At 72.0% G+C, this 12,254-nt stretch carries 11 protein-coding genes; 8 read left to right on the plus strand and 3 right to left on the minus strand.

The window, feature by feature from the left end; all coding sequences use genetic code 11:
- Nucleotides 1-62 precede the first annotated feature (62 nt).
- From ispG to IG90_RS0126980, 4 genes are all read left to right on the plus strand, one after another.
- Nucleotides 63-1,220, plus strand: a complete 1,158-nt coding sequence (ispG, locus tag IG90_RS0126965) for a flavodoxin-dependent (E)-4-hydroxy-3-methylbut-2-enyl-diphosphate synthase (RefSeq protein ID WP_030589798.1) — start codon at nt 63-65, stop codon at nt 1,218-1,220.
- Between the two features lie 153 nt (nt 1,221-1,373).
- On the plus strand, nt 1,374-2,219 hold the full coding sequence (locus tag IG90_RS0126970) for a GNAT family N-acetyltransferase (protein ID WP_030589801.1): 846 nt from the start codon (nt 1,374-1,376) through the stop codon (nt 2,217-2,219).
- A gap of 68 nt (nt 2,220-2,287) precedes the next feature.
- A complete protein-coding gene (locus tag IG90_RS0126975; protein WP_030589815.1) occupies nt 2,288-2,854 on the plus strand; it encodes a GNAT family N-acetyltransferase in 567 nt (188 codons plus the stop codon).
- 74 nt (nt 2,855-2,928) lie between these two features.
- On the plus strand, nt 2,929-4,632 hold the full coding sequence (locus tag IG90_RS0126980; RefSeq protein WP_030589818.1) for a proline--tRNA ligase: 1,704 nt from the start codon (nt 2,929-2,931) through the stop codon (nt 4,630-4,632).
- Nucleotides 4,633-4,714: 82 nt separating this feature from the next.
- On the opposite strand, the gene IG90_RS0126985 is transcribed toward IG90_RS0126980, so the two are convergent.
- From IG90_RS0126985 to IG90_RS0126995, 3 genes are read right to left on the minus strand one after another with little or no spacing between them, the layout of a single operon-like run.
- On the minus strand, nt 4,715-5,629 hold the full coding sequence (locus IG90_RS0126985) for an aminoglycoside phosphotransferase family protein (protein WP_030589821.1): 915 nt from the start codon (nt 5,627-5,629) through the stop codon (nt 4,715-4,717).
- Between the two features lie 31 nt (nt 5,630-5,660).
- A complete protein-coding gene (locus tag IG90_RS0126990) occupies nt 5,661-6,179 on the minus strand; it encodes a ferritin-like domain-containing protein (RefSeq protein ID WP_030589824.1) in 519 nt (172 codons plus the stop codon).
- Nucleotides 6,176-6,715 (minus strand): hypothetical protein, encoded by a 540-nt coding sequence (locus IG90_RS0126995; RefSeq protein WP_030589828.1) that lies wholly within the window; start codon nt 6,713-6,715, stop codon nt 6,176-6,178. The genes IG90_RS0126990 and IG90_RS0126995 overlap by 4 nt, the downstream gene beginning before the upstream one ends.
- A 176-nt stretch (nt 6,716-6,891) precedes the next feature.
- Between IG90_RS0126995 and rimP the strand changes: the two genes are divergently transcribed.
- The 4 genes from rimP to infB all read left to right on the plus strand — a co-directional run bounded on the left by rimP (nt 6,892) and on the right by infB (nt 12,114).
- Nucleotides 6,892-7,395: a ribosome maturation factor RimP gene (rimP, locus tag IG90_RS0127000; protein ID WP_030589831.1), complete on the plus strand. Its 504-nt coding sequence runs from the start codon at nt 6,892-6,894 to the stop codon at nt 7,393-7,395.
- 2 nt (nt 7,396-7,397) lie between these two features.
- Nucleotides 7,398-8,438 (plus strand): transcription termination factor NusA, encoded by a 1,041-nt coding sequence (gene nusA / locus IG90_RS0127005; RefSeq protein WP_030589834.1) that lies wholly within the window; start codon nt 7,398-7,400, stop codon nt 8,436-8,438.
- 113 nt (nt 8,439-8,551) lie between these two features.
- Complete coding sequence (locus tag IG90_RS0127010; RefSeq protein ID WP_167345010.1) at nt 8,552-8,830, plus strand: YlxR family protein; 279 nt, start codon at nt 8,552-8,554, stop codon at nt 8,828-8,830.
- A gap of 149 nt (nt 8,831-8,979) precedes the next feature.
- Nucleotides 8,980-12,114 carry a translation initiation factor IF-2 gene (infB, locus tag IG90_RS42480; protein WP_078585415.1) on the plus strand — a complete coding sequence of 1,045 codons (3,135 nt, stop codon included), beginning with the start codon at nt 8,980-8,982 and terminating at the stop codon, nt 12,112-12,114.
- Nucleotides 12,115-12,254: the final 140 nt, after the last annotated feature.

A 12,254-nucleotide genomic window follows, 5' to 3' on the forward strand; every position in this document is an offset into this window, starting at 1 on the left:
CCTCGAAGCCTGGAGCCCGCCGACATCGGGACCTTGATCCACACCTTGGGGATGCACAGCGCATGACTGCGATTTCTCTCGGAATGCCGGCCGTTCCGACCAAGCTCGCCGACCGACGGGTCAGCCGACAGATCCAGGTCGGCACGGTCGCGGTCGGCGGCGACGCGCCCGTTTCCGTGCAGTCGATGACGACGACGCGTACGTCGGACATCGGCGCCACGCTCCAGCAGATCGCCGAGCTGACGGCGTCCGGCTGCCAGATCGTCCGGGTCGCGTGCCCGACGCAGGACGACGCCGACGCGCTGGCCACGATCGCCCGGAAGTCGCAGATCCCGGTGATCGCCGACATCCACTTCCAGCCGAAGTACGTCTTCGCCGCGATCGACGCGGGCTGCGCGGCGGTCCGGGTGAACCCGGGAAACATCAAGCAGTTCGACGACAAGGTCAAGGAGATCGCGAAGGCGGCCTCCGAGACCCGCACGCCGATCCGGATCGGCGTCAACGCCGGCTCCCTGGACGCGCGGCTCCTGAAGAAGTACGGCAAGGCGACCCCCGAGGCCCTGGTCGAGTCGGCCCTCTGGGAGGCGTCCCTCTTCGAGGAGCACGGCTTCGGCGACATCAAGATCTCGGTCAAGCACAACGACCCGGTCGTCATGGTCAACGCCTACCGCCAGCTCGCCGCCCAGAGCGACTACCCGCTGCACCTCGGCGTCACCGAGGCCGGACCGGCGTTCCAGGGCACCATCAAGTCGGCCGTCGCGTTCGGCGCCCTGCTCTCCGAGGGCATCGGCGACACCATCCGCGTCTCCCTCTCGGCCCCGCCGGCCGAGGAGGTCAAGGTCGGCCTCCAGATCCTGGAGGCGCTGAACCTCAAGCAGCGCCGCCTGGAGATCGTCTCCTGCCCGTCCTGCGGCCGCGCCCAGGTCGACGTCTACAAGCTCGCCGACCAGGTCAGCGCCGGCCTGGAGGGCATGGAGGTCCCGCTCCGCGTGGCGGTCATGGGCTGCGTCGTCAACGGCCCGGGCGAGGCCCGCGAGGCCGACCTCGGCGTCGCCTCCGGCAACGGCAAGGGCCAGATCTTCGTGAAGGGCGAGGTCATCAAGACCGTCCCCGAGTCGAAGATCGTCGAGACCCTCATCGAAGAGGCCATGAAGATCGCCGAACAGATGGAGAAGGACGGCATCCCGTCCGGCGAGCCCGAGGTCTCCATCAGCGGCTGACCCGCGCCCTCCAACGCTTCTCGCCGCCCCGCCGGGCCCCGTGCCCGGCGGGGCGGCGGCATGTCCGGAGGCCGGCTCCCGGACTGGAGCGGCGTTCGAGGGCCGTGTTGGGTACAGTGCGGAAATCAGCAGACCGTATGGTGAGGCCCCCTCGTGTTGACGCAGACCACCACCCGGGTCCTCGAACCCAGCGACCTCGGCGCCGCACTCGCCATCCTGGAGAGCGAGCCCGTGGCCAACGCCTTTGTGACGTCCCGCGTGCAGATCGCGGGACTCGACCCCTGGCGCCTCGGCGGCGAGATGTGGGGCTGGTACGCCGACGGCAGGCTCCGCTCCCTGTGCTACTCCGGCGCCAACCTCGTCCCCATCTGCGCCGGACCCGAGGCCGTCCGCGCCTTCGCCGACCGGGCCCGCCGGGCCGGCCGCCGCTGCTCCTCCATCGTCGGCCCCGCCGAACCCACCACCCAGCTGTGGCGGCTCCTCGAACCCAGCTGGGGACCCGCCCGCGAGGTCCGCGGCAACCAGCCCCTCATGGTCACCGAGAGCCTCTCCGCCGACGTCACGCCCGACCCGCTCGTCCGCCGCATCCGCAAGGACGAGACCGAGATCCTGATGCCGGCCTGCGTGGCGATGTTCACCGAGGAGGTCGGCATCTCGCCGCTCGCCGGCGACGGCGGACTCCTCTACCAGGCCCGCGTCGCCGAACTCATCGGCACCGGCCGCTCCTTCGCCCGCATCGACGACGGCAAGGTCGTCTTCAAGGCGGAGATCGGCGCGGCCACCACCCAGGCCTGCCAGATCCAGGGCGTCTGGGTCGCCCCCGAACACCGCGGCAAGGGCCTCTCCGAAGCGGGCATGGCCGCCGTCCTGCGCTACGCCCTGGCCGACGTCGCCCCCGTCGTCAGCCTTTACGTGAACGACTACAACACCCCCGCCCGCAAGGCCTACCGCCGTGTCGGCTTCCGCGAGGTCGGCGCGTTCATGAGCGTCCTGTTCTGAGCCGTCTCCCGCACGGGCGCCCCGATCTCGCGGTTCTGACCGCCCGCCCCGGCCAGTAGGGTTCCCGCATGGCAGCAGTCCCCGGAGAAGGCCCCGCAGCACCCGACGTCGAGATCGGCCCCGTCGACCTGGCCGCCCGCGTCGACGAAGCCCTGCACGTCCAGGCGGCCGCCTTCGGACTGAGCCAGGACGAGATCGACGTACGCCGCCACATCGTCCTCAGGCACCTGGAACACCCCCACGCCCGCGCACTCGGCGCCCTCGCCCCCGACGGACGGCTCGTCGGCTTCGTCTACGGGCTGCCCAACGACCGCGCCCAGTGGTGGTCCACCGTCGTCGAGCCCTATCTGCGGGCCACCGGCTCCGACGGCTGGCTCGACGACTCCTTCGTCATCACCGAACTCCACGTCCACCCGGACCACCAGCAGCGCGGCATCGGCCGCACCCTGATCACCACCATCACCGACGCCGTCGGCCACCCCCGGTCGATCCTCTCGGCGATCGACGAGGACAGCCCGGCCCGCACCCTGTACCACTCGCTGGGCTACCGCGACCTGGCCCGCCAGGTCGTCTTCCCGAGCGCCCCGCAGCCGTACGCGGTCATGGGCGCGCCCCTGCCGCTGCTGCGCCCCTGAGCCGAATGGATTTCCGCCTGCCCGCACCGCCCGGCTAACCTCGGGCTCACCACCCTTGCGAGCAGGAGTTCATCATGGCCCAGGTCCAGCGCATGTCCCGATTGATGATCAAGACACTGCGCGACGACCCGGCGGACGCCGAGACGCTCAGCCACAAGCTGCTGGTCCGCGCCGGGTACGTGCGCCGCAACGCGGCCGGCATCTGGTCCTGGCTGCCGCTCGGCAAGAAGGTCCTGGACAACATCTCCGGCGTCGTCCGCGAGGAGATGGACGCCATCGGCGCCCAGGAGGTCCTGCTGCCCGCCCTGCTGCCCAAGGAGCCCTACGAGGCGTCCGGCCGCTGGGAGGAGTACGGCGACCTGCTCTTCCGCCTCAAGGACCGCAAGGGCGGCGACTACCTCCTCGGCCCGACCCACGAGGAGATCTTCACCCAGACCGTCAAGGACCAGTGCACGTCCTACAAGGACCTGCCGGTGATGCTCTACCAGATCCAGACGAAGTACCGCGACGAGGCCCGCCCCCGCTCCGGTGTGCTCCGCGGCCGCGAGTTCCAGATGAAGGACTCGTACAGCTTCGACACCACCGACGAGGGCCTCGCGCACTCCTACGCACTCCACCGGGCCGCCTACATCAAGATCTTCGAGCGCCTCGGCCTCGACCACCGCATCGTCTCCGCCGTCTCCGGCGCGATGGGCGGCTCCGCCTCCGAGGAGTTCCTCGCCCCCGCCGCCGCCGGTGAGGACACCTTCGCGGACTGTCCCAACTGCGACTACGCCGCCAACACCGAGGCCGTGACCTTCGCGCTCGCCCCGGTCGACGGCTCGGCGCACGGCGCGGTCGAGGAGCTGGACACCCCCGACACCCCGACCATCGAGACGCTCGCCGCGCACCTGGGCGTCCCCGCCTCGGCCACCCTGAAGAACCTGCTGGTCAAGGTGGACGGCGAGATCGTGGCCGTCGGCGTCCCCGGCCACCGCGAGGTCGACCTCGGCAAGCTCGGCGAGCACCTCGCGCCCGCCGTCGTCGAGCTGGTCACCGCCGAGGACTTCGTCGGCCGTGACGACCTCGTACGCGGCTACGTCGGCCCCCAGGGCCTGGAGAAGGTCCGCTACCTCGCCGACCCCCGCATCGCCCCCGGCACCTCCTGGACCACCGGCGCCAACAAGGAGGGCAAGCACGCGAAGAACGTCGTCGCGGGCCGCGACTTCGAGGTCGACAGTTACGTCGACGTCGTCGTCGTCGAGGAGGGCGACCCCTGCCCCGCCTGCGGCACCGGCCTCACGCTGGACCGCGCCATCGAGATCGGCCACATCTTCCAGCTCGGCCGCAAGTACGCCGACACCTTCCAGCTCGACGTGCTCGGCCAGCAGGGCAAGCCGGTCCGGGTCACGATGGGCTCGTACGGCATCGGCGTCTCCCGCGCCGTGGCCGCCCTCACCGAGCAGACCGCCGACGACAAGGGCCTGTGCTGGCCCCGCGAGATCGCCCCGGCCGACGTCCACGTCGTCGCCGCGGGCAAGGCCCTCCAGACGGAGCTGGCCCTCGACGTCTCGGAGAAGCTCAACGCGGCGGGCCTGCGGGTCCTGGTCGACGACCGCCCCGGCGTCTCGCCCGGCGTGAAGTTCACCGACTCCGAGCTGATCGGCGTGCCCAAGATCCTCGTCGCGGGCCGCCGCTCCGCCGACGGCGTCCTGGAGCTGAAGGACCGCCGCACCGGCGAGCGCGAGGAACTGACCGTCGACGAGGCGATCGCCCGCCTGACGGCCGACCTGGCCTGATCGGTACACCGCATACGAGGAGGGCCCACGCGCACCTGCGCGTGGGCCCCTCCTCGTCACGTACGCGCGAAGGTGTGCGCGGCTACAGCCAGCCCGCGAACTCCAGGTTGACCTCGCCCATCTGCCGCCGCCCCTCGGCCAGCGCGCGGGTGCCCGACTCGACCGCCCGGAACAGCGTCCAGCCGTGCAGCCGCGCCTGCTCCACCTCCAGCGACTCCGCCAGCTTCTTGACCCGCCGCCGGGCCGTCACCGGGCCGCCGGGGGAGGCGATCAGATCCTCCACCCGGTCCCGCACCAGCCGCGCCAGGTCGTAGGCGCGCTCGCCCACCAGCGGCTCCGGACCCACCGTCAGCCACGGCGCCCGCTCCCCGGACAGCACCTTGCTCTGCCGGAAGTTGCCGTGCAGCAGCAGGAGTTCGGATGATCCCTCGACCAGCTCCGCCCGCGCGGCGAGCGCCGCGTCCACCAGCGGGGCCAGCTCCGGGTCGGCCTCGGCGGCCGCCCGCATCCCGGCGCTCTGCCGTTCGGTCCGCCCGGCCACCCCCTCGAAGGCGTGCCCGGCAGGCGGCTCCACCCACAGCCGCCGCAGTGTGCCCGCCGCCTCCAGCAGGGCCTTCGCCTCCGGCAGCGAGCGCAACGACACCTCGTGGTGCAGTCGCTCCAGCAGCAGCGCACCGGACGCGTCCAGCCCCGGGGCGTCCAGCGGCTTCACCGCGCCCCAGCCGTTCCAGTGCGCCAGCGCCGCCCGCTCCAGCTCGGGCGCGGCGACCGGCGGGGCGATCTTCAGCGCGGCCGGGGTCCCGTCGGCCCGCCGCACCAGAACCACCAGGGAGCTGCGCCCGCCGGGGGCGGCCACCCGCTCCACGGTGAGGTCGTCCCCGGCGGTGAGCGCCCGTTCGGTCAGCGCGGGGAGAGCGTCCAGCCAGTCGGCCGCCGCTCCATCCCCGTACATCTCACCGAGCGCGCGCACCAGGCGCGGCGGCGGTTCGAAACCCATACGTCGTGTGTTCCCTTTCCGGTCCTTCGAATCAGCGCGCGCCGTCCGCGCCGGCGGCCTCCACCGGGCCCGTCGCGGCCGGATCCGCACCGGCGGCCCGCTCGGCGAGCCCCGGAAAGGCTACGTTGCCGCCCCGCCAGCGGGCCGACCGCACCGCGGCCTCCCGCAGCGCGCCCGCGGCCTCCTCGCGGCGCGGACCCTCGGTGGCCCGTACGAGATCGGCGTACGCGCCCGCGATCCGGTCCTCCAGCACCGCGGCCAGCCGCACCGCCGACAGGGAGCCGGCGACGGCGAACGGCAGAGCGTACGCGGCGTCCGAGGCCACCGGCCGCCCGCCCAGGTCCCGGGCGGTGCGCGCCAGCGCGTCCCGGCGGGCCCGGTGCCCGTCGTACGCGGCGCGGGCCTCGGCGCCCCGCTTCCCGTCAAGGCGGCCGCCCAGTACCCCGTACCCGTACACGGCGGCGTGCTCGGCGGCCAGGGCAGCCTGGACGGCGGTCAGCTCGGGGGAGTCGGCATCGCCCTCGGAGGGCCGGACGGAACGGGTGCTCATGCGGCTCTCTCCTCGGCCAGTTCGGTCAGCAGATAGGCGTGCGCGGCCGCGGCCGCCGCCACCGAGGCCAGCAGCCGGGCCAGCTCCGGCTCGGCGTTCAGCAGCGCCTCGGCGTACGCGTCGGCCCGGCGGCGCTCGGCCGTCGCCAGCTCCTTCACCGCGGTCTTCGGGTCGGCGGACACCGGGCCGGGGGCGGCGGGAGCGGGGCCGGTCTTCCGGCCGTCCTTCGCGCGCGGCGGTGCCAGTGCCTTCCCGTGCTCCACCGCGGCCGCCCGCAGGGGCGCCAGGCCCGCCGCGGTCGCCGGATGCGCCTCGGCCACCAGGTCGTACCGGGCGAGCAGGAGGGCGCCGTCGCGCACCGCCTTCTCGCGCAGGGTCCTCTCGGTCTTCGCGGCGGCGGCCCGCGCGCCGGAGTGCGCGCGCTTCCCGCCGTCCGCCGTCTCGTCGCCGCCCCCGCAGCCGGTCAGCACCGCACCCAGGGCGAGGGCTCCCGTCGCGGTGAGCGCCCCCCTGCGCGTCGTCCCCGTGCGCCGCACGTTTCTCCTTCGGGCCTGGACCGATCCTGACAGGATCTGTCCTGATGTGATCACCGCAGGCGAGCGTACCCGCGGCCGAGCGGCAGGCGGACGGCAACACCCCTGGCGACCGGATACCCTTTGACCTGACGCACGACGATCCCCACAACAGCACACGCGGCCGAGGAGTCACCCGGATGAGCACCACCCAGAAGGAGAGGCTGCGCGGGTTGCTGGAACCGCTCGTCAGCGCGCAGCAGCTGGACCTCGAGGAGATCGAGGTGTCCCGGGCCGGCCGCCGTGGAGTGCTGCGGGTCATCGTGGACTCCGAGGAGGGCGTGGAGCTGGACGCCTGCGCGGAGCTGAGCCGCGCGATCTCCGAGAAGCTGGACGAGACCGACGCGATGGGCGAGGGCGAGTACGTCCTCGAAGTCAGCTCCCCCGGCGCGGACCGCCCGCTGACCGAGCACCGCCACTACGTACGCGCCATCGGCCGGCTGGCCAGGTTCCACCTGGCCGGCGACGGATCCGGTGAACTGGTCGCCCGCATCCTCGCCGTCGACGAGGACGGGCTGGACCTCGAAGTGCCCGGCGTCAAGGGCCGCAAGCCCACCGCCCGCCGCCTGGTCTTCGCCGAGATCGCCAAGGCGCGCGTGGAGATCGAATTCAACCGCAAGGACAAGAAGGAAGAGGAGGCGTAGCCGTGGACATCGATGTGAAGCTTCTGAAGGGCTTGGCGCAGGACAAGGAGATCCCCTTCGACGTGCTCGTCGGGGCGATCGAGTCGGCCCTCCTCATCGCGTACCACCGCACCGACGGCAGCCGCCGCCGGGCGCGTGTGAAGCTCGACGAGAACGGCCACGTCACGGTGTGGGCCAAGGAGGACCCGGCCGACCTCGAGGAGGGCCAGGAGCCCAAGGAGTTCGACGACACCCCGTCCGGGTTCGGCCGGATCGCCGCGACCACCGCCAAGCAGGTCATCCTGCAGCGGCTGCGCGACGCCGAGGACGACCGCACCTTCGGGGAGTACGCGGGCCACGAGGGCGATGTAGTCACGGGCGTCGTCCAGCAGGGCAAGGACCCCAAGAACGTCCTGGTCGACATCGGCAAGATGGAAGCCATGCTGCCGGTCCAGGAGCAGGTCCCGGGCGAGGAGTACGTGCACGGCCTGCGCCTTCGTACGTATGTGGTACGGGTCGCCAAGGGCGTCCGCGGTCCTTCGGTGACGCTCTCGCGCACCCACCCCAACCTGGTGAAGAAGCTCTTCGCGCTGGAGGTTCCGGAGATCGCCGACGGCTCGGTGGTCATCGAGGCCATCGCCCGCGAGGCCGGTCACCGCACCAAGATCGCCGTGCGCTCCACCCGCGCCGGCCTGAACCCCAAGGGCGCCTGCATCGGCCCGATGGGCAGCCGTGTGCGCAACGTCATGGCGGAGCTCCACGGTGAGAAGATCGACATCGTGGACTGGTCCGACGACCCGGCCGAGATGGTCGCCAACGCCCTCTCGCCCGCCCGGGTGAGCGAGGTCGAGGTCGTCGACCTCGGCGCCCGCTCCGCCCGCGTCACCGTGCCGGACTACCAGCTGTCGTTGGCGATCGGCAAGGAGGGCCAGAACGCCCGCCTCGCCGCCCGTCTCACCGGCTGGCGCATCGACATCCGCCCCGACACCGAGACGGACGAAGAGCGCGAGAGTGCCGACCGCGAGCGGGCCGAGCGGGCCCGCGAGCGCTCGGAAAGGCGTTGACCCGGAGCGGGTCCAGGGAATAGATCTGGGCGGTACGCCGCTGAGATCACGACAACATCCGTTCGATTTTTGCCCCGGAGGGGTGAGGTCGGTACGGGGAGGTAGACTTAACCGTGTCTGGCCGGATGCAAGCCCGCGCTTGCCCCGAGCGAACCTGTGTGGGATGCCGGGAGCGAGTGGCCAAGAGCGAGCTGCTGCGCATCGTCGTGGACGAGGGTGCCTGCGCCCCTGATCCACGCGGTACGCTGCCCGGCCGGGGTGCTTACGTGCACCCTGTCTCTGTCTGTCTCGACCTGGCGGTTCGCCGCCGGGCGTTCCCCCGGGCCTTCAAGGCCAAGGGGCCGTTCGACACCGCGGCACTGACGCGGTTCGTCGAGCGGGTGACACCGTAAGAAAAGTGAACGGCACGGGTCCCCGTGCGGTCAGGTACCTCGCGAGTTGGAAGTAGGTCGAGATTGCGATGAGCACTCGATGAGTACGCGATGAGTACGCCCATGAAGTAGCGACGGTCCGGCGGTAACCCGGACCTAAAAGGAGCGAAGTGGCTAAGGTCCGGGTATACGAACTCGCCAAGGAGTTCGGCGTCGAGAGCAAGGTCGTCATGGCCAAGCTCCAAGAACTCGGTGAATTCGTCCGTTCGGCGTCCTCGACGATCGAGGCGCCGGTTGTACGTAAGTTGACCGACGCACTGCAGGGGCCCGGCGGCAACGCTGGCAAGTCCGCTGCCAAGCCTGGTGCGCCCCGCAAGGCGGCGCCCGTGAAGCCCGCAGCGCCCTCCCCGGCCGCTGCGGCACGTCCCGCTGCCCCGAAGCCCGGCGCACCGGCTCCCAAGCCGGCCGAGGCCCCGAGCAGCACCCCGGCGGCGCCCTCCGCGCCGTCGGCGGGCCCCCGTCCGGGCCCGAAGCCCGCGCCGAAGGCGGCCCCGGTGACCCCGGTCCCGGCCGCCGAGTTCTCGGCTCCGGCTCCGGCCCAGCCGGCTGCCCCCCAGCAGCCCCAGGCCCCGCGTCCCGCGGGTGCCACCCCGGGCCCCCGTCCCGCCCCCGCCCGTCCGGCTCCGGCCGGCGGACAGCGCGAGGGCGGCCGTGACGGTGGCCAGCGTGACGGCGGCCGTGGTGGCGAGCGTGGCGGCGACCGCCCCGCACGTCCCGCGGGTCAGGGCGCCCCGCGCCCCGGCGGCGCCCGTCCGGCCGGTCCCCGTCCGGGCAACAACCCCTTCACCTCCGGCGGTTCCACCGGCATGGCGCGCCCCTCGGCGCCCCGTCCCGGCGGTGCCCCGCGCCCCGGTGGCGGCTCGGAGCGCCCCGGCGCCCCGCGTCCCCAGGGCAGTGGCCCCGGCGGCGCCCCGCGTCCGCAGGGTGGTCAGGGTCAGGGCGGTGCCCGTCCCACTCCGGGCGGCATGCCCCGCCCGCAGGCTCCGCGTCCCGGCGGCGGTCCCGCCGGTAACCGTCCGAACCCGGGCATGATGCCGCAGCGTCCCGCCGCGGGCCCGCGTCCCGGCGGTGGCCCCGGCGGTGGCCGCGGTCCCGGCGGTGGCGGTGGCGGTCGTCCCGGCGGTGCCGGTGGCGGCGGCGGTCGTCCCGGTGGCGGCGGCTTCGCCGGTCGTCCCGGTGGCGGCGGCGGTGGCGGCTTCGCCGGCCGTCCGGCCGGTCCCGGTGGCGGCGGCGGTGCCGGTCGTCCCGGTGGCGGCGGCGGCTTCGGCGGTCGTCCCGGCTTCGGTGGCCGTCCCGGCGGCCCCGGTGGCCGAGGTGGCACACAGGGTGCGTTCGGCCGTCCCGGCGGTCCGGCGCGTCGTGGCCGTAAGTCGAAGCGGCAGAGGCGCCAGGAGTACGAGTCCATGCAGGCCCCGTCGGTGGGCGGCGTCATGCTGCCCCGCGGCAACGGGCAGGCAGTGCGGCTGTCCCGCGGTGCTTCCCTCACGGACTTCGCGGAGAAGATCAACGCGAACCCGGCGTCGCTCGTCGGCGTGATGATGAACCTCGGCGAGATGGTCACTGCGACGCAGTCCGTCCCCGACGAGACGCTGCGGTTGCTCGCGGACGAGATGAACTTCGTCCTCGAGATCGTCAGCCCCGAGGAGGAGGACCGCGAGCTGCTCGAGTCCTTCGACATCGAGTTCGGCGAGGACGAGGGCGGCGAAGAGGCCCTGGTCTCCCGTCCGCCGGTCGTGACCGTCATGGGTCACGTCGACCACGGTAAGACCCGACTGCTGGACGCGATCCGCAAGACGAACGTCATCGCGGGCGAGGCCGGCGGCATCACGCAGCACATCGGTGCCTACCAGGTCGGCGCCGAGGTCAACGGCGAGGACCGCCGTATCACCTTCATCGACACCCCGGGTCACGAGGCGTTCACCGCCATGCGTGCACGTGGTGCGAAGTCGACCGACATCGCGATCCTCGTGGTGGCGGCCAACGACGGTGTGATGCCCCAGACGATCGAGGCGCTGAACCACGCCAAGGCGGCCGATGTGCCGATCGTGGTCGCGGTCAACAAGATCGACGTCGAGGGCGCCGACCCGACCAAGGTGCGCGGCCAGCTCACCGAGTTCGGTCTGGTGGCCGAGGAGTACGGCGGCGACACGATGTTCGTCGACATCTCCGCCAAGCAGGGCCTCAACATCGAGGCTCTTCTGGAGGCCGTCGTCCTCACCGCCGACGCCTCGCTCGACCTGCGGGCCAACCCGGAGCAGGACGCGCAGGGTATTGCGATCGAGTCCCACCTCGACCGCGGCCGCGGTGCCGTCTCGACCGTCCTCGTCCAGCGCGGAACGCTGCGCATCGGTGACACGGTGGTCGTCGGCGACGCGTACGGCCGTGTCCGGGCGATGCTCGACGACAACGGTCAGAACGTCCAGGAAGCGGGTCCGTCGACCCCGGTCCTGGTCCTGGGTCTCACCAACGTCCCGGGTGCCGGCGACAACCTCCTGGTCGTCGACGAGGACCGTACGGCCCGTCAGATCGCCGAGAAGCGTGCGGCCCGTGAGCGCAACGCCAACTTCGCCCGCAAGGGCGTCCGGTTCTCCCTGGAGAACCTGGACGAGGCGCTCAAGGCCGGTCTGGTCCAGGAGCTCAACCTCATCATCAAGGGCGACGCGTCCGGTTCGGTGGAGGCTCTCGAGTCCTCGCTGCTCCAGCTCGACGTCGGTGAAGAGGTCGACATCCGGATCCTGCACCGCGGTGTGGGTGCGGTGACCGAGTCGGACATCAACCTGGCGACCGGCTCCGACGCCATCGTGATCGGCTTCAACGTGCGCGCCGCAGGGCGTGCCGAGCAGATGGCCGAGCGCGAGGGTGTGGACGTCCGGTACTACTCGGTCATCTACCAGGCGATCGAAGAGATCGAAGCGGCCCTCAAGGGCATGCTCAAGCCGGAGTACGAAGAGGTCGAGCTCGGCACGGCGGAGATCCGCGAGATCTTCCGCTCGTCCAAGCTGGGCAACATCGCCGGTGTGCTGGTCCGCTCCGGCGAGGTCAAGCGCAACACCAAGGCGCGCCTGCTGCGTGATGGCAAGGTCATCGCGGAGAACCTCAACATCTCCGGCCTGCGCCGCTTCAAGGACGACGTCACCGAGATCCGCGAAGGCTACGAGGGCGGTATCAACCTCGGAAACTTCAACGACATCAAGATCGACGACGTCATCGCGACGTACGAGATGCGCGAGAAGCCGCGAGGCTGATCAAGGAAGGGGTCCGGGAGTTCGCTCCCGGCCCCCCACTACGGTCGGGGCCGGTCGACGGGTCGTATTTCCGTCGATCGGCTCCGGCCGTTCCGGTACGGTTCTGGTGTCCCCGGCAAGTTCTGGCGGGGCACGAACCC

This window comes from Streptomyces anulatus (assembly GCF_000721175.1).
Taxonomy (GTDB): Bacteria; Actinomycetota; Actinomycetes; order Streptomycetales; family Streptomycetaceae; genus Streptomyces; species Streptomyces anulatus_C.

What these genes read in the sequence shown, in the direction of transcription:
- rimP (WP_030589831.1), top strand. Translation starts at nt 6,892, where the DNA reads ATGAGCACCACCCAGAAGGAGAGGCTGCGCGGGTTGCTGGAACCGCTC.
- IG90_RS0126975 (WP_030589815.1), top strand. Translation starts at nt 2,288, where the DNA reads ATGGCAGCAGTCCCCGGAGAAGGCCCCGCAGCACCCGACGTCGAGATC.
- IG90_RS0126990 (WP_030589824.1), bottom strand. Translation starts at nt 6,179, where the DNA reads ATGAGCACCCGTTCCGTCCGGCCCTCCGAGGGCGATGCCGACTCCCCC.
- IG90_RS0126980 (WP_030589818.1), top strand. Translation starts at nt 2,929, where the DNA reads ATGGCCCAGGTCCAGCGCATGTCCCGATTGATGATCAAGACACTGCGC.
- IG90_RS0126985 (WP_030589821.1), bottom strand. Translation starts at nt 5,629, where the DNA reads ATGGGTTTCGAACCGCCGCCGCGCCTGGTGCGCGCGCTCGGTGAGATG.
- ispG (WP_030589798.1), top strand. Translation starts at nt 63, where the DNA reads ATGACTGCGATTTCTCTCGGAATGCCGGCCGTTCCGACCAAGCTCGCC.